This is a genomic window from Alkalibacillus haloalkaliphilus C5, assembly GCF_000269905.1.
In the GTDB taxonomy this organism is placed as follows: Bacteria; Bacillota; Bacilli; order Bacillales; family Alkalibacillaceae; genus Alkalibacillus; species Alkalibacillus haloalkaliphilus_A.
Genome location: NZ_AKIF01000010.1, coordinates 1 through 15,697, shown reverse-complemented (window position 1 = coordinate 15,697; position 15,697 = coordinate 1). Strand labels below are relative to the sequence as shown.

30 protein-coding genes and 2 pseudogenes are annotated in these 15,697 nt (G+C 40.5%); all 32 read left to right on the top strand.

Going from position 1 to position 15,697, the window contains the following annotated elements:
• The first annotated feature begins 168 nt into the window (after positions 1-168).
• Positions 169-477 (top strand): 30S ribosomal protein S10, encoded by a 309-nt coding sequence (gene rpsJ / locus A194_RS0102170; RefSeq protein WP_017185242.1) that lies wholly within the window; start codon positions 169-171, stop codon positions 475-477.
• A 21-nt stretch (positions 478-498) separates the two neighbouring features.
• Complete coding sequence (gene rplC / locus A194_RS0102165) at positions 499-1,125, top strand: 50S ribosomal protein L3 (protein WP_017185241.1); 627 nt, start codon at positions 499-501, stop codon at positions 1,123-1,125.
• 28 nt (positions 1,126-1,153) lie between these two features.
• A complete protein-coding gene (rplD, locus tag A194_RS0102160; RefSeq protein WP_017185240.1) occupies positions 1,154-1,777 on the top strand; it encodes a 50S ribosomal protein L4 in 624 nt (207 codons plus the stop codon).
• Positions 1,777-2,067: a 50S ribosomal protein L23 gene (gene rplW / locus A194_RS0102155; protein ID WP_017185239.1), complete on the top strand. Its 291-nt coding sequence runs from the start codon at positions 1,777-1,779 to the stop codon at positions 2,065-2,067. Before rplD ends, rplW begins: the two co-directional genes overlap by 1 nt.
• Positions 2,068-2,097: 30 nt before the next feature.
• Entirely contained in the window at positions 2,098-2,928 is an 831-nt protein-coding gene (rplB, locus tag A194_RS0102150) for a 50S ribosomal protein L2 (protein WP_017185238.1), read from the top strand.
• Between the two features lie 51 nt (positions 2,929-2,979).
• Complete coding sequence (rpsS, locus tag A194_RS0102145) at positions 2,980-3,258, top strand: 30S ribosomal protein S19 (protein ID WP_017185237.1); 279 nt, start codon at positions 2,980-2,982, stop codon at positions 3,256-3,258.
• 19 nt (positions 3,259-3,277) lie between these two features.
• Positions 3,278-3,622, top strand: coding sequence for a 50S ribosomal protein L22 (gene rplV, locus A194_RS0102140; protein WP_017185236.1), 345 nt, complete (start codon positions 3,278-3,280; stop codon positions 3,620-3,622).
• A gap of 3 nt (positions 3,623-3,625) precedes the next feature.
• Positions 3,626-4,267: a 30S ribosomal protein S3 gene (gene rpsC, locus A194_RS0102135; RefSeq protein WP_017185235.1), complete on the top strand. Its 642-nt coding sequence runs from the start codon at positions 3,626-3,628 to the stop codon at positions 4,265-4,267.
• An 18-nt stretch (positions 4,268-4,285) separates the two neighbouring features.
• Entirely contained in the window at positions 4,286-4,720 is a 435-nt protein-coding gene (gene rplP, locus A194_RS0102130) for a 50S ribosomal protein L16 (protein ID WP_017185234.1), read from the top strand.
• Positions 4,710-4,913, top strand: coding sequence for a 50S ribosomal protein L29 (gene rpmC, locus A194_RS0102125; protein WP_017185233.1), 204 nt, complete (start codon positions 4,710-4,712; stop codon positions 4,911-4,913). The genes rplP and rpmC overlap by 11 nt, the downstream gene beginning before the upstream one ends.
• A 19-nt stretch (positions 4,914-4,932) precedes the next feature.
• On the top strand, positions 4,933-5,196 hold the full coding sequence (gene rpsQ, locus A194_RS0102120; protein WP_017185232.1) for a 30S ribosomal protein S17: 264 nt from the start codon (positions 4,933-4,935) through the stop codon (positions 5,194-5,196).
• Between the two features lie 43 nt (positions 5,197-5,239).
• Complete coding sequence (gene rplN / locus A194_RS0102115) at positions 5,240-5,608, top strand: 50S ribosomal protein L14 (RefSeq protein ID WP_017185231.1); 369 nt, start codon at positions 5,240-5,242, stop codon at positions 5,606-5,608.
• Between the two features lie 36 nt (positions 5,609-5,644).
• Complete coding sequence (gene rplX, locus A194_RS0102110; protein ID WP_017185230.1) at positions 5,645-5,956, top strand: 50S ribosomal protein L24; 312 nt, start codon at positions 5,645-5,647, stop codon at positions 5,954-5,956.
• Between the two features lie 27 nt (positions 5,957-5,983).
• Positions 5,984-6,522: pseudogene (gene rplE / locus A194_RS0102105) on the top strand (50S ribosomal protein L5).
• Between the two features lie 25 nt (positions 6,523-6,547).
• Positions 6,548-6,733 carry a type Z 30S ribosomal protein S14 gene (locus A194_RS0102100; RefSeq protein WP_017185228.1) on the top strand — a complete coding sequence of 62 codons (186 nt, stop codon included), beginning with the start codon at positions 6,548-6,550 and terminating at the stop codon, positions 6,731-6,733.
• A gap of 29 nt (positions 6,734-6,762) precedes the next feature.
• The gene (gene rpsH, locus A194_RS0102095) at positions 6,763-7,161 is read left to right on the top strand and encodes a 30S ribosomal protein S8 (RefSeq protein ID WP_017185227.1); all 399 of its coding nucleotides are present in this window, start codon (positions 6,763-6,765) and stop codon (positions 7,159-7,161) included.
• Between the two features lie 31 nt (positions 7,162-7,192).
• Positions 7,193-7,729 (top strand): 50S ribosomal protein L6, encoded by a 537-nt coding sequence (rplF, locus tag A194_RS0102090; RefSeq protein WP_017185226.1) that lies wholly within the window; start codon positions 7,193-7,195, stop codon positions 7,727-7,729.
• A gap of 32 nt (positions 7,730-7,761) precedes the next feature.
• Positions 7,762-8,124, top strand: coding sequence for a 50S ribosomal protein L18 (gene rplR / locus A194_RS0102085; RefSeq protein ID WP_017185225.1), 363 nt, complete (start codon positions 7,762-7,764; stop codon positions 8,122-8,124).
• 24 nt (positions 8,125-8,148) lie between these two features.
• Positions 8,149-8,652, top strand: a complete 504-nt coding sequence (rpsE, locus tag A194_RS0102080) for a 30S ribosomal protein S5 (protein ID WP_017185224.1) — start codon at positions 8,149-8,151, stop codon at positions 8,650-8,652.
• A 12-nt stretch (positions 8,653-8,664) separates the two neighbouring features.
• A pseudogene (gene rpmD / locus A194_RS16960) lies at positions 8,665-8,846 on the top strand (50S ribosomal protein L30).
• Between the two features lie 34 nt (positions 8,847-8,880).
• Positions 8,881-9,321 carry a 50S ribosomal protein L15 gene (gene rplO, locus A194_RS0102070; protein WP_017185223.1) on the top strand — a complete coding sequence of 147 codons (441 nt, stop codon included), beginning with the start codon at positions 8,881-8,883 and terminating at the stop codon, positions 9,319-9,321.
• On the top strand, positions 9,321-10,613 hold the full coding sequence (secY, locus tag A194_RS0102065) for a preprotein translocase subunit SecY (RefSeq protein ID WP_017185222.1): 1,293 nt from the start codon (positions 9,321-9,323) through the stop codon (positions 10,611-10,613). Before rplO ends, secY begins: the two co-directional genes overlap by 1 nt.
• Before the next feature lie 42 nt (positions 10,614-10,655).
• A complete protein-coding gene (locus tag A194_RS0102060; protein ID WP_017185221.1) occupies positions 10,656-11,309 on the top strand; it encodes an adenylate kinase in 654 nt (217 codons plus the stop codon).
• The gene (gene map, locus A194_RS0102055) at positions 11,306-12,052 is read left to right on the top strand and encodes a type I methionyl aminopeptidase (RefSeq protein WP_017185220.1); all 747 of its coding nucleotides are present in this window, start codon (positions 11,306-11,308) and stop codon (positions 12,050-12,052) included. Before A194_RS0102060 ends, map begins: the two co-directional genes overlap by 4 nt.
• Positions 12,053-12,068: 16 nt before the next feature.
• On the top strand, positions 12,069-12,407 hold the full coding sequence (locus tag A194_RS0102050; protein WP_017185219.1) for a KOW domain-containing RNA-binding protein: 339 nt from the start codon (positions 12,069-12,071) through the stop codon (positions 12,405-12,407).
• Positions 12,385-12,603 carry a translation initiation factor IF-1 gene (gene infA, locus A194_RS0102045; RefSeq protein WP_017185218.1) on the top strand — a complete coding sequence of 73 codons (219 nt, stop codon included), beginning with the start codon at positions 12,385-12,387 and terminating at the stop codon, positions 12,601-12,603. The genes A194_RS0102050 and infA overlap by 23 nt, the downstream gene beginning before the upstream one ends.
• 33 nt (positions 12,604-12,636) lie before the next feature.
• Positions 12,637-12,750, top strand: a complete 114-nt coding sequence (gene rpmJ / locus A194_RS0102040) for a 50S ribosomal protein L36 (RefSeq protein WP_003156543.1) — start codon at positions 12,637-12,639, stop codon at positions 12,748-12,750.
• 24 nt (positions 12,751-12,774) lie between these two features.
• Positions 12,775-13,140 carry a 30S ribosomal protein S13 gene (gene rpsM / locus A194_RS0102035; protein ID WP_017185217.1) on the top strand — a complete coding sequence of 122 codons (366 nt, stop codon included), beginning with the start codon at positions 12,775-12,777 and terminating at the stop codon, positions 13,138-13,140.
• 24 nt (positions 13,141-13,164) lie between these two features.
• Complete coding sequence (gene rpsK, locus A194_RS0102030) at positions 13,165-13,566, top strand: 30S ribosomal protein S11 (protein WP_017185216.1); 402 nt, start codon at positions 13,165-13,167, stop codon at positions 13,564-13,566.
• Between the two features lie 175 nt (positions 13,567-13,741).
• Positions 13,742-14,686, top strand: coding sequence for a DNA-directed RNA polymerase subunit alpha (locus A194_RS0102025; protein ID WP_017185215.1), 945 nt, complete (start codon positions 13,742-13,744; stop codon positions 14,684-14,686).
• Between the two features lie 41 nt (positions 14,687-14,727).
• Complete coding sequence (gene rplQ, locus A194_RS0102020) at positions 14,728-15,090, top strand: 50S ribosomal protein L17 (protein WP_017185214.1); 363 nt, start codon at positions 14,728-14,730, stop codon at positions 15,088-15,090.
• A gap of 400 nt (positions 15,091-15,490) precedes the next feature.
• The gene (locus A194_RS21260) at positions 15,491-15,595 is read left to right on the top strand and encodes a transposase (RefSeq protein WP_157783017.1); all 105 of its coding nucleotides are present in this window, start codon (positions 15,491-15,493) and stop codon (positions 15,593-15,595) included.
• Positions 15,596-15,697 lie beyond the last annotated feature (102 nt).

Sequence of the window (15,697 nt, the reverse complement as noted above, 5' to 3'; positions counted from 1 at the left end):
CACTTGAAATCTCGTGTGTGATTTACTATAATTAGTAATGTTGCAATCAAACAAGGCGATGAAGTGGAAGGTTGCTGACACACCCGGCCCCTTTGCCATGGCAAGGTGTGGGGAAATTTCCGCGGAGAATGTCTGTTGAGAAGATAGGCGAAAAAAGGAGGGAAAATAATGGCAAACGAAAAGATTCGTATCAGATTAAAAGCTTATGATCACAAGATTTTAGATCAATCAGCTGAAAAAATCGTAGACACGGCAAAGCGTGCGGGAGCAGATGTATCTGGCCCAATCCCATTGCCTACAGAGCGCTCTGTATATACAGTCTTACGTGCGACGCATAAGTACAAAGATGCTCGTGAGCAATTTGAAATGCGTACACACAAGCGTTTGATTGATATTTTGAGCCCAACTCCACAAACAGTGGATTCTTTAATGCGTTTAGATTTACCGTCTGGCGTAGATATCGAAATTAAACTATAAATTTTTTAGGAGGTGTAACGGATGGCGAAAGGAATCTTAGGACGTAAAATCGGTATGACACAGCTTTTCTCTGATAATGGAGAGCTAGTACCAGTAACAGTAATTCAAGCTGAAGGCAACACAGTTCTTCAGAAGAAAACTGATGAAAATGACGGCTATGAAGCAGTTCAGATCGGTTTTGCTAACCAAAAGAAAAATAATGTAAAGAAAGCAGAAAAAGGTCATGCTGAGAAAGCAGGAGCTGAACCTAAGCGCTTCGTTCGCGAAGTCCGTGACGCAGAGCTTGACGAATATGAAGTTGGTCAAGAATTAAGCGTTGATCTTTTTGAAGCTGGACAGTATGTTGATGTTACAGGAACTTCAAAAGGTAAAGGTTATCAAGGTGCAATTAAGCGCCATAACCAAGGACGTGGACATGAGACGCACGGTTCACACTTCCATCGCTCACCAGGTTCAATTGGTGTAATGGGAGCAGCGCGTGTATTTAAAGGTATGAAAGGCGCTGGACAAATGGGTGGCGAAACAGTAACAATCCAGAACCTAGAAGTGGTTAAAGTTGATGCTGAAAACGACCTAATCCTAATTAAAGGAAATGTACCAGGCCCGAAAAAGTCTTACGTAAAAATCGAAAGTGCGGTTAAGGCGTAACAATTAACTAACGAAGGGAGGATATGTCATGCCTAAAGTAGCACTATATAACCAATCAGGTTCACAAGTTGGTGATGCTGAACTTGCAGAAAGCGTGTTTGGTATTGAGCCTAACGAGAATGTTTTACATGATGCTGTTGTTATGCAACAAGCAAGCCAGCGTCAAGGAACTCATAAAGTAAAAGGTCGCTCTGAAGTTAATGGTGGAGGACGTAAGCCATGGCGCCAGAAAGGTACAGGCCGTGCACGTCAAGGGTCAATTCGCTCACCTCAATGGGTTGGTGGTGGAACAGTATTTGGTCCAACTCCTCGTAGCTACAGCTACAAGCTACCTAAAAAGGTTCGTCGCTTAGCTTTAGTTTCTGCTCTAGCAACGAAAGTTAAAACGGACGACATTTACGTGTTAGATGAACTAAACATCGATGCACCAAAAACAAAAGAGATTGTTACAATGCTAAATAACTTCAACTTAGAAGGTAAAACATTAATTGTAACAGCAAATCAAAACGAGAATGTTGAACGTTCAGTTAACAACATTCCTGGAGTAGATGTATTAACAGTTGATGAAATCAACGTATTAGATTTAGTGAAGCATGACACGCTGCTTATTACTAAGGAAGCAGCTGATCAAGCAGGGGAGGTGCTTGCATAATGAAAGAACCAAGAGATATCATTAAGCGCCCAGTAATTACAGAACACTCTGCGGATTTAATGGCTGAGAAGAAATATACGTTTGAAGTTTCTACTAAAGCTAACAAGACTGAGATCAAAAGTGCTGTAGAAGAAATCTTTAACGTAAAAGTAGAAAAAGTTAACACGTTAAACTTAAAAGGTAAGTTTAGAAGAATGGGTCGTTACGGCGGATACCGTCCAGATCGTAAAAAAGCTATTGTTCAACTTACTCAAGACAGTGAAGACCTAGACTTTTTCGAAACAGTATAAATAATAAACTTTTAAAAGGAGGGAAATAAGATGGCGATCAAGAAGTATAAACCAACTACAAACGGACGTCGTTTTATGACAACATTAACAAACGATGAAATCACGACGTCTACGCCGGAAAAATCCCTACTTGCACCGGTAAAGAAACGTGCAGGTCGTAACAATCAAGGGAGAATTTCAATTCGTCATCAAGGTGGAGGCCATAAGCGTAAATATCGTATTATCGATTTCAAGCGTGAGAAAGATGGTATACCAGGACGCGTTGCTACTATCGAATACGATCCAAACCGTTCAGCGAACATCGCATTAGTTCACTATGCAGACGGTGAAAAGCGTTATATTCTTGCACCTAAAGGTCTAAAAGTAGACCAAGAAATTATGTCAGGTGAAAATGCAGATATCCAATTAGGTAATGCATTACCACTTAAAAACATTCCAGTAGGTTCAACAGTCCATAACATCGAGCTAAAACCAGGTCGTGGTGGGCAGTTAGTACGTTCAGCTGGTTCACAAGCACAAGTCTTAGGACGCGAAGAGAAGTACGTATTAGTACGTCTTGCTTCAGGTGAGACTCGTCGTATTCTATCAACTTGCCGTGCGACAATCGGTCAAGTAGGTAACAATGAACATGAACTTGTAAAAGTAGGTAAAGCAGGCCGTAGTCGTTGGAAAGGTATTCGTCCAACAGTACGTGGTTCTGTTATGAACCCTAGTGATCACCCACACGGTGGTGGTGAAGGACGCGCGCCAATCGGTATGCCGTCTCCTGTTACTCCATGGGGTAAACCTACGCTTGGATATAAGACACGTAAGCGTAACAAGAGCTCAGATAAATATATTGTACGTCGTCGTAAGAAGTAATGGTGGTAAGCAACCCAAACAAGTTGCTTAAACTCGAAGGGAGGTTTATTGATGGGTCGTAGTTTGAAAAAAGGACCTTTCGCGGATGATCATCTGATGAAGAAGATCGAGAAGTTAAATGAAACTAAGGATTCGCAAGTTATTAAAACTTGGTCTCGTCGTTCTACAGTTTTTCCACAGTTCGTAGGACACACAATTGCTGTATATGATGGTCGTAAACATGTACCTGTATATGTAACAGAAGATATGGTTGGACACAAACTTGGAGAGTTCGCTCCAACACGTACTTTCAAAGGTCACTCTGGTGACGATAAGAAAACAAAACGCTAGATGAGAGGAGGTTTGCATGATGCAACAAGCTAAAGCTGTAGCTAAAACGGTTCGTATCGCTCCTCGTAAAGCTCGTTTAGTTATCGATTTAATTCGAGGAAAAGATGTAGGCGAAGCTATCGCAACACTTAAGCACACAAACCGTGCAGCATCACCAGACATTGAAAAAGTTTTAAACTCTGCTATCGCAAACGCAGAGCACAACTATGAATTAGATATTGATAACTTAGTTGTTTCTGAAGCATATGTAAATGAAGGTGTAACACTTAAGAGGTTCCGCCCACGTGCACAAGGTCGTGCGAGCGCAATTAACAAGCGCACAAGCCACATTACAGTTGTGGTATCAGAAAAGAAGGAGGGATAAGTAGTGGGTCAAAAAATCAACCCTAAAGGTCTTCGTGTTGGCGTAATTCGTGACTGGGAGTCAAAATGGTACGCTGAAAACGATTATGCTGAACTATTACATGAAGACATTAAAATTCGTGAATATATTCAAGATCGTCTAAAAGACTCAGCGGTTTCAAAAGTTGATATCGAGCGCGCAGCTAACCGTGTTAACATTTCGGTTCACACTGCTAAGCCAGGTATGGTTATTGGTAAAGGTGGTTCAGAAGTTGAAAACCTACGTAACCAACTAAACCATTTAACTGGTAAACGTGTTCATATTAATATCGTTGAAGTTAAGAAACCAGAATTAGATGCAACTCTAGTTGCTGACAATATTGCTCGTCAATTAGAAAATCGTGTATCTTTCCGTCGTGTACAGAAACAAGCAATCCAACGCGCTATGCGTTCAGGAGCTAAAGGTGTTAAAACACAAGTTTCAGGTCGTCTAGGCGGAGCAGACATTGCACGTGCTGAACAATACAACGAAGGAACTGTACCACTTCACACACTTCGTGCAGACATCGACTATGGTACTGCAGAAGCTGACACTACTTACGGTAAGTTAGGTGTAAAAGTGTGGATCTATCGTGGTGAAGTCCTTCCAACAAAAACTAATGAATAAGGAAGGGGGATCAGCAATATGTTAATGCCTAAACGCGTTAAATATCGTAAGCAACACCGTACGAGCCTTAAAGGTAAGGCTAAAGGTGGAACAGAAGTTTCATTCGGTGAGTTCGGCTTACAAGCAATTGAAGGTGAATGGATTACAAGTCGTCAAATTGAGGCTGCTCGTATTGCAATGACTCGTTATATGAAACGTGGCGGTAAAGTCTGGATCAAAATCTTCCCAGATAAGCCAAAAACAGCTAAACCACTAGAAGTCCGTATGGGTTCTGGTAAAGGTGCTCCTGAAGGATGGGTAGCTGTAGTAAAACCAGGAAAAGTTATGTTTGAAGTAGCAGGTGTAAGTGAAGAAGTAGCTCGTGAAGCATTACGTCTTGCAGCTCACAAACTTCCAGTAAAAACGAAGTTCGTAAAACGTGAAGAAATTGGTGGTGATAGCAATGAAGGCTAACGAAATTAGAGAACTAACCACTGCCGAAATCGAACAAAAAGTTAAATCACTAAAAGAAGAACTGTTTAACCTACGTTTCCAACTTGCTACGGGTCAGTTAGAAAACACTGCTCGTATCCGTGAAGTTCGTAAGTCAATTGCTCGTATGAAAACAGTTGTTCGTGAAAGAGAACTCGGCGCTAATAATCGATAATTGAGAGGAGGTTACCTCAATGGCTGATCGTAATTCTCGTAAGGTGTATAGTGGTCGTGTCGTTTCAGATAAGATGGATAAAACAATTACTGTTTTAGTTGAAACGTATAAATTCCACCCACTATATGGTAAGCGTGTTAAATACTCAAAGAAATTTAAAGCTCATGATGAAAACAATCAAGCTAAAAAAGGTGACGTTGTAAGCATTATGGAAACTCGTCCATTATCAGCAAGTAAACGTTTCCGCTTAGTCGAAATCGTAGAAGAAGCTGTTGTTATTTAATAAATGATCGCTCGGAATAGTTCCGAAGGGAGGTTGTATTTGTATGATTCAACAAGAAAGTCGTTTAAAAGTTGCTGACAACTCTGGTGCTCGTGAAGTACAAACGATCAAAGTACTAGGTGGCTCTGGACGTAAAACAGCTAACATTGGTGATGTAATTGTTTGTTCAGTGAAACAAGCAACACCAGGCGGCGTTGTTAAAAAAGGCGAAATTGTTAGAGCTGTAATTGTACGTTCAAAGAGTGGTGCTCGTCGTAAAGATGGTTCATACATTCGTTTCGACGAAAATGCGGCTGTTATCGTACGTGAAGATAAAAGCCCACGCGGAACTCGTATCTTCGGACCTGTTGCACGTGAACTACGTGAAAACAAGTTTATGAAGATCGTTTCCCTAGCTCCAGAAGTTTTATAATAGAGAAAAAAAGCCTTGTAAGGAGGTGCACGATTCATGCATGTAAAAAAAGGCGATAAAGTAAGAGTTATTTCCGGTAAAGATAAAGGGAAAGAAGGCACAATTCTAGAAGCATTTCCTAAGAAGGATCGTATTGTGGTAGAAGGTGTTAACTATATGAAAAAACACACACAGCCTTCTCAAGAAAACCCACAAGGCGGAATTTTAAACCAAGAAGCACCAATTCATGTTTCTAACGTTATGCCTATTGATCCAAACACTAATGAACCGACTCGTGTTGGTTATGAAGTTCGTGACGGTAACAAAGTTCGCATAGCTAAGAAGTCTGGTGAACCTTTAGATAAATAGTTCTCGTGATGAAAGGAGGTCTACTTGATGAACGCATTAAAAAAACAATATAAAGATGAAGTTATTCCAAGCTTAATGGAAAGTTTAATTATGATTCAGTGATGCAAGCACCAAAAGTTGAAAAGATCGTAATCAACATGGGTGTTGGTGACGCTGTACAAAACTCAAAAGCGTTAGATAACGCTGTAGAAGAGTTAGAGTTAATTTCCGGTCAAAAGCCAATGATTACAAAGGCTAAAAAATCAATCGCTGGTTTCCGTCTGCGTGAAGGTAACCCAATCGGTGCTAAAGTAACACTACGTGGTGAGCGTATGTACGAATTTCTACACAAGCTTATCTCAGTTTCTTTACCTCGTGTACGTGACTTCCGCGGAATCTCAAGCAAAGCATTTGACGGCCGTGGAAACTACACTTTAGGTGTAAAAGAGCAATTGATTTTCCCGGAAATTGATTACGATAGAGTTAACAAAATACGCGGTATGGATATCGTAATTGTTACAACTGCTGATACGGACGAAGAAGCTAGTGAATTATTAACTCAGTTCGGAATGCCTTTCAGACAGTAACCTTGACCTTAAAGGAGGGAAAATTGTGGCTAAGAAATCAATGATCGCTAAGCAAAAGCGTAATCAAAAGTTTAAAGTACGTGAATATACACGTTGTGAACGTTGTGGACGTCCACACTCGGTCATTCGTAAATTCAAATTATGCCGAATTTGTTTCCGTGAGTTAGCATACGAAGGTCAAATTCCAGGCGTTAAAAAAGCAAGCTGGTAAGCCCATAGCAGGGAAGGAGGTAATGAGAAATGGCAATGACAGATCCAATTGCAGATCTATTAACAAGAATTCGTAATGCAAACATGGTACGTCATGAACAATTGGAAGTACCTGCTTCGAAATTGAAGCAAGAGATCGTTGAAATCTTAAAGCGTGAAGGTTTCATTCGTGACTACGAATATATTGAAGACAACAAGCAAGGCGTACTACGTCTTTTCCTAAAATACGGTTCAAGTGATGAGCGTGTTATTACAGGAATCAAGAAGATTAGTAAGCCAGGGCTACGTGTTTACGCGAAAGCTGAAGAGCTTCCTCGTGTTTTAAACGGTCTAGGTATCGCTGTTATTTCAACTAGTAAAGGTGTTTTAACGGATAAAGAAGCTCGTCAACAAGCGGTAGGCGGCGAAGTGCTAGCTTACGTTTGGTAATCACTATTGAACAGTCAGGAGGTGTAAAGGAATGTCTCGTGTAGGATTAAAACCAGTAGAAATTCCAAACGATGTAGAAGTAAACGTAGATGGTACTTTAGTTTCTGTTAAAGGTCCTAAAGGTGAACTATCACGTTCAATTCATGAAGATATGAAAGTTAACATTGACGGCAATGTTTTAACTGTTGAGCGTCCAAGCGAAAACAAAAAGCACCGTTCAGTTCACGGTACAACGCGTAGTAACATCGCGAATATGATCGAAGGTGTATCTAAAGGTTTCGAAAAAGCTTTAGAAATCCAAGGTGTTGGTTACCGTGCACAATTACAAGGTCAGAAGCTAGTTGTTAACGCTGGTTACTCTCACCCAGTAGAAATTGAACCTGTAGAAGGTATTGATATTGAGTGCCCATCTAACACTCGTATCCTTGTAAAAGGAATCGATAAGGAACTAGTTGGTGCGGTTGCAGCAAATATCCGCGCAATTCGTACGCCAGAGCCTTATAAAGGTAAAGGTATTCGTTACGAAAATGAACGTGTACGTATTAAAGAAGGTAAGACTGCTAAATAATTTCCGTTAAAAGACAGAAAGGAGTGACCTAGATGATTACGAAGCAAGATAAAAACGCTACTCGTAAAAAGCGTCATAGCCGTGTTCGTCGTCATTTAACCGGTACATCTGAGCGTCCTCGCTTAAATGTTTACCGTTCAAATAAGCACATTTATGCACAATTAATCGATGATCTTGCTGGTGTAACTGTTGCAAGCGCATCTACAGTTGATAAAGAATTTAAAGGTGAATCAACAGGTAACGTTGATGCTGCGAAGCAAGTTGGCGAGTTAGTCGCAAAGCGTGCTGTAGAAAAAGGTTATAAATCAGTTGTCTTTGATCGCGGTGGTTACTTATACCATGGTCGTGTAGAAGCACTAGCTGAAGCTGCTCGTGAAGCAGGACTAGAATTTTAATCAAGTCGTAAAGGAGGGAAAGGCATGAATAAACAAATCGATCCAAGCAAGCTTGATATAGAAGAGCGTGTAGTTACTGTAAATCGTGTATCTAAAGTTGTGAAGGGTGGTCGTCGTTTCCGTTTCACAGCACTAGTTGTTGTTGGTGACAAGAATGGTCACGTTGGTTTCGGTACTGGTAAAGCACATGAGGTACCAGAAGCAATTCGTAAAGCAATTGAAGACGGTAAGAAGAACTTAGTGCGTGTACCAATCGTTGGTACGACAATTCCACATGAAATCCATGGTCAGTTTGGCGCTGGAAACATCTTATTGAAGCCAGCTTCAGAAGGTACTGGAGTTATCGCAGGTGGTCCGGTACGTGCAGTGTTAGAACTAGCAGGTGTTCATGACATCTTATCAAAATCATTAGGCTCAAACACTCCAATCAACATGGTACGTGCTACAATCCAAGGCTTAAGCGAACTTAAGTCTGCCGAAGACGTAGCAAAACTACGCGGTAAATCAGTTGAGGAACTGTTAGGATAAGGAGGGATAACCATGGCAAATAAAGTAGAAATTACCCTCACACGCAGCGTGATCGGTCGTAAACAAGATCAACGTGATACAGTAAAAGCTCTAGCTTAAATAAAATTAGCCAAACAGTCGTTCATGACGATACAGATGCTATTCGTGGCATGATTAACAAAGTGTCTCACTTAGTTGAAGTAAAAGAAGCGTAAGTAACGATTATCGTAAAGAGGAGGTGCTCGACGGATGAAACTTCATGAGTTAAAAAGAGCTGAAGGCTCTCGTAAAAATCGTAATCGTGTAGGTCGTGGAATGGCTACAGGCAATGGTAAAACATCAGGCCGTGGTCACAAAGGACAAAAAGCACGTTCAGGCGGTAACGTACGTCCTGGTTTCGAAGGTGGTCAAATGCCTATCTACCAGCGCCTACCAAAACGTGGTTTTACGAACATTAACCGAAAAGAATATACAATTGTCAATTTAGACACTCTTAATCGTTTTGAAGAAGGAACTGAAGTAACACCAGAACTTCTATTAGAAACTGGTGCAATCAGCAAGATTAAAGCAGGAGTTAAAGTACTAGGTAATGGTAGCCTAGATAAAAATCTGACTGTTAAAGCTGATAAGTTCTCTGCTTCTGCTAAAGAAGCTATTGAAGCGGCAGGCGGTCAAACTGAGGTGATTTAATGTTCCGCACATTTTCCAATTTATTTCGCGTAGCTGACATTAGACAGAAGATCCTTTTCACCCTTGCAATTTTAATCGTCTTTAGAATCGGTACTTTCATTCCGGTTCCATTTGCTGATAGCAATGCCCTAACAATGATGAATGAGGTTAATGCCTTCGGGTTTATTGATACATTCGGAGGAGGAGCATTGAGTCAGTTCTCTGTTTTTGCGATGGGAGTTTTCCCATACATTACAGCTGCTATTATTATGCAGTTACTTCAAATGGACGTTGTTCCGAAGTTTACAGAGTGGCGTAAACAGGGTGAAATGGGGCGTCGTAAGCTAGCGCAATTCACACGTTATTTCACTGTCGTTTTAGCTTTTATTCAAGCAATTGGAATGTCAATCGGATTTAACCACCTTACAGAAGGTTCTTTAATAACAAATCCAACTCCTGTTACGTATTTAACAATTGCTGTTGTATTAACAGGTGGTACAACATTCCTAATGTGGCTTGGTGAGCAAATTACGGAGTATGGCGTAGGTAACGGAATATCAATTCTAATCTTTGCAGGTATCGTTGCAGGGATACCGACAGGTTTAAACCAGCTTTATGAGCAATATATTTCAGGAGCTGGAGATCAATTATTTATTAATTTAGCTGTTTTAGGAATCATCACATTAGTCGTGATCGCTGTTATTGTTGGTGTGATTTTCATACAACAAGCACTACGTAAGATTCCAATTCAGTATGCAAAGAGAACAGTTAACCGTTCTCCTGTTGGAGGACAGTCAACACATCTACCATTAAAGGTAAATGCAGCGGGAGTTATTCCAATCATTTTTGCTATTTCGTTTATCATCGCACCTCAGACAATTTCTAACTTCTTTGAAGGTAACGAATTTGCACAAACGATGGCTTGGGTATTTGATTACACAGAGCCAGTAGGAATGGCAATTTACTTTGCTTTGATCATTGCATTTACGTATTTCTACACATTTGTTCAAGTTAACCCTGAACAAATGGCAGAAAACCTACAGAAACAAGGCGGTTATGTTCCAGGAATTCGTCCGGGTAAAAATACTGAAACGTATTTAACCCGTGTTATGTATCGTTTAACGTTTGTTGGAGCGTTGTTCTTAGCTGTAGTAGCAATCTTCCCTATTATGTTAGGAAGTATAGCGAACTTGCCAGCAGCGGTTCAAATCGGTGGAACAAGTCTACTGATCGTTGTAGGTGTAGCGCTTAATACTATGAAGCAGTTAGAGAGTCAATTAGTAAAACGTCACTATCGTGGCTTTATTAAATAGTATGCTCGATTGCTTTGGATTAATGAGAGCGAGGGGAAAGATATGAATCTTATTTTGATGGGACTGCCAGGTGCCGGTAAAGGTACACAAGCAGAAAAAATCGTAGAAAAATATAACATCCCTCATATCTCAACTGGAGATATGTTCCGTTCTGCGATCAAAGAAGGAACGCCATTAGGAAAAGAAGCAAAGTCTTATATGGATCAAGGCGACTTAGTCCCTGATGAAGTAACAGTTGGTATTGTTAAAGAACGCTTAAGCAAGCCAGACTGTGATAAAGGCTTTTTATTAGATGGTTTTCCTAGAACAGTAGCTCAAGCTGAAGCTCTAGAAAACCTTTTAAGTGAATTAAACACTAAACTTGATTATGTGTTACATGTTCAAGTTCCAGAAAATAAATTAGTCGATCGTCTAACCGGTCGCCGCATCTGCCCTGAGTGTGGTGCAACTTATCACGTTGAGTTCAACCCCCCTAAGGAAGATGGTAAGTGTGACGTTGACGGTGAAACGTTAATGCAACGTGAAGACGATCAACCTGAAACTGTTAAGAATCGTCTAAAGGTAAATATGGAACAAACACAACCATTATTAGATTACTATGGCGATAAAGGCTACCTTGTCGATGTTAATGGCGATCAGCATATTGATGATGTGTTCGTACAAATCGATGAGAAAATCGGAGGCTTAGCTAAATGATCATTCGAAAAACACCACGGGAAATTGAAATTATGCGTCAAGCTGGTAAAATTGTAGCTTTAACTCACCAAGAGTTAGCTAAACATATCAAGCCAGGTGTAACGACAAATGAACTGGACGAAATAGCCGAAAAGTTTATTCGTAGTCATGATGCAACACCTTCTTTTAAAGGTTATAACGGTTTCAGTGGTAGCATTTGTGTATCTGTCAATGAAGAGCTTGTACACGGAATTCCAAGTGATCGCGAGTTAAATGATGGTGACATTATTAGTATCGACATTGGTGCTAATTACAATGGCTATCATGGCGACTCAGCATGGACTTACGCTGTTGGTGACATTGATGAAGAAACACAAAAATTGCTTGATGTTACAGAGGAGTCTTTATTTAAAGGTTTAGAACAAATTAAACCAAGCAATCGTTTAACAGATATTTCGCATGCAATTCAAAGTTATGTTGAACCATATGGTTATACGATAGTTCAAGAATATGGCGGCCATGGCATTGGCCAAAGCATTCATGAAGACCCTCACATTTCAAACTTCGGACCACCCAATAAAGGCCCACGTTTGAAAAAAGGAATGGTTTTAGCAATTGAGCCAATGGTTAATCTAGGCGAACGTTACGTCCGAACATTAGATGATGACTGGACAGTTGTGACAGCAGACAAGAAGTTTTGTGCTCACTTTGAGCATACAATCGCTGTAACAGAAGATGGTTATGAGATTTTAACGAAAGCTTAAGTGAAGGTGATGACGGTTGAACGAAGGAGATTCGGGTTGTCCTAAATTAGGACAGTTAGTGAGGATTAAACGAGGTCGTGAATCAGAACAATATGCAATAATTATTGGCTTTGATGATCGGAAGTTTGTTAAGCTAGCAGATGGCGAAAAACGTAAGTTCGATCGGCCGAAGCGCAAAAACCTTCATCATGTCGAATTAATCGATTATGTTTCTCCAGAAGTAGCACGCAGCTTAGAGGAAACTGGTCGAGTCACAAACGGAAAACTTCGCTTCGCAATATCAAAATTTGTCAACGAATCGATGACAGGTTGGAAGAAGGGAGATTCTCTCGATGGCGAAAGACGATGTAATTGAGATGGAAGGAACAGTCCTTGAGACTTTACCTAACGCAATGTTTAAAGTAGAGTTAGAAAATGGACACGAAATCCTTGCACACGTATCAGGTAAAATTCGTATGCACTTCATCCGTATTTTACCAGGAGATAAAGTTACGGTAGAGATGTCACCTTATGATTTATCAAGAGGTCGAATCACATATCGTTATAAATAACGAGAATACTCCGATCTAAAAGGAGGTAGGAAAATGAAGGTAAGACCGTCAGTAAAACCTATTTGTGAAAAATGTAAAGTTATCCGCCGTAAGGGTAAAGTAATGGTAATTTGCGAAAATCCTAAACACAAACAAAAACAAGGATAATTTTTAAGGAGGTGCAATGCACGCATGGCTCGTATTTCAGGTGTAGATATTCCACGTGAAAAGCGTATTGTTATCGCGCTTACGTACATTTATGGTGTTGGTCACACAACTGCAAGCAAAGTTGTAGAAGCTGCTGGTGTTGATGCAACAACTCGCGTACGTGACTTAACAGAAGAAGAATTATCGAACATTCGTAAAGAGATGGATCAGTACACGGTTGAAGGTGACCTTCGTCGTGAAACGTCTCTTAACATTAAGCGTTTAATCGAGATCGGCTCTTATCGTGGAATCCGTCATCGTCGTGGTCTACCAACACGTGGTCAGAAGACTAAGAACAATTCCCGTACACGTAAAGGTCCACGCCGTACAGTAGCGAATAAGAAAAAATAATTGAACAAAGGAGGTATGCTAGTCATGGCTCGTAAGGGTAATAAAACAACTACACGTAGAAAGCGTCGTGTGAAAAAGAATATAGAGTCTGGTGTTGCTCACATTCGTTCAACGTTTAACAATACGATTGTGACAATTACAGATGATAGCGGAAATGCTGTTGCATGGAGCAGTGCTGGATCTTTAGGTTTCAAAGGTTCTCGTAAATCTACTCCATTCGCAGCACAGATGGCATCGGAAGTAGCGGCAAAGGCAGCTCAAGAAAACGGCATGAAAACTATTGAAGTGGCTGTAAAAGGCCCAGGTGCAGGTCGTGAAGCAGCTATTCGTTCATTACAAGCTGCAGGCCTAGAAATTACTGCAATTGTTGATGTTACACCGGTACCTCACAATGGTTGCCGCCCACCAAAACGTCGTCGTGTTTAATTGGAAGTATATAATTTGTCAACCCGTCTATAATGGGATATGATAGCTTTAAAAAGCTTTGCACGGTTATATGGGGTTTAGTTCCGCGTTTTCCTGCGTGGAACCTACCCGTTTTTTTGGAATTTCGATGAAAACGATCATCGTTGTTTCGACGTTTTGAAGGAGGGTTTTGTGAATGATTGAAATTGAAAAACCGAAAGTTGAAACGATCGAAGTTAGCGAAAATGCTAAGTTCGGTAAATTTGTTATTGAACCATTGGAGCGTGGATATGGTACAACAATGGGTAACTCCTTGCGTCGTATCTTGCTATCCTCACTTCCAGGAGCAGCAGTAACGTCTGTTCAAATTGAAGGCGCGTTACATGAATTTACAACATTAGATTATGTTGTGGAAGATGTAACAACGATTATCTTAAATCTTAAAAAGTTAGCTTTAAAGATTTATTCAGATGATGAAAAAACGCTAGAAATTGATGTCCAGGGAGAAGGGGAAGTAACGGCAGCAGACATTAAACATGACAGTGATGTTGAAGTGCTTAACCCTGAATTAAAGATTGCTACAATCACTGGTAACGGTAAGCTTAACATGAGAATTTTCGCAGCGAAGGGTAGAGGCTATCGCCCAGCTGAAGAAAATAAAAGAGATGAGCAACCGATCGGTGTCATTCCAGTTGATTCAATCTTCACACCAGTTGAACGTGTAACGTACCAAGTCGAAAACACGCGTGTAGGTCAAGTTGCAAATTTCGATAAGTTGACATTAGACGTATGGACTGATGGAAGCATTCGCCCAGAGGAAGCTATTTCTCTAGGTGCTAAAGTGTTTACTGAACACTTAAATGTATTTGTTGGCTTAACTGATGAAGCGCAAAATGCGGAGATTATGGTTGAGAAAGAAGAAGACCAAAAAGAAAAAGTGTTAGAAATGACAATTGAAGAACTAGACTTATCAGTTCGTTCTTACAATTGCTTAAAGCGTGCGGGTATTAACACAGTACAAGAACTAACACAAAAATCCGAAGAAGACATGATGAAAGTACGTAACTTAGGACGTAAATCCTTAGACGAAGTTAAAAACAAACTTGATGCCCTGAACTTAGGCTTACGTAAAGAAGATTAGTATAAGCATCAGTGAATTCCTAAACAAAGGAGGTTTAAAGGATGGCAAAAGCGAAATTAGGTCGTACGACTGATCAACGTTTAGCTCTTCTACGTAATTTAGCTACTGATTTAATCGTTCATGAACGTATTGAAACGACAGAAACTAAAGCTAAAGAGCTAAAGCCAGTTGTTGAAAAAATGATTACATTAGGTAAGCGTGGCGACCTTCATGCTCGTAGACAGGCAGAGTCATATCTACGTAAAGTAGAAACTGACGAAGAAGGTACTAACGCATTACAAAAGCTATTCTCTGACATTGCTCCACGTTTTGAAGACCGCCAAGGTGGATACACTCGTATTCTTAAACTAGGTGAGCGTAAAGGTGACGGAGCAAAAACAGTGATTATTGAATTAGTTGACTAATTGAATGATTGAAGAAAGAGGGGTGTTCAGATTCCATGTAAAAATGGGAGCTGGGCCCTTTTTTTATGATTAAGGCTCTAATATATTTGTTTGGGGTAGCTGTACAATTTCTTACAAAAAAGGTTGGGTACCTTTTACCTGAACCGTTGGTTTCAGGTGATCCGCTTTCGGTGGACGCTTGTACCCACAGGGCACAAGTGCAACATCTGCTCAAACTTCCCAAGGTCGTTTGTCGCAGTGTTTTCTATGCAGGGGCACGGATCGATCCTCCTTGGCCCAAAAAGCGGGGCCTGTGGGGTCTCGAGACACGTGCTGTTCCCGCAGGCGTCGCCACCTTCGCTCCTCACCTGATACCAACTCTGTGCTTAACCAAGAATATAAAAAAGCACGCTAACTCCTTATAAAACAATCGGAGATTCCTGACTTCAATCAAGGGGTTAAGGCGCTTCAAAATTGGCAGAAAGAGATCATGAATAGTTTTGGTTATAAGATACACAACGGCTAGGTTGAAGGGACATTTGTTTTCAGCGCTTTCTTAGATTACATCTCCAGTTGAAGTGTAACGAAAACACGAACAATTGGCCTATCATATTCGTTGAGCAGGCAC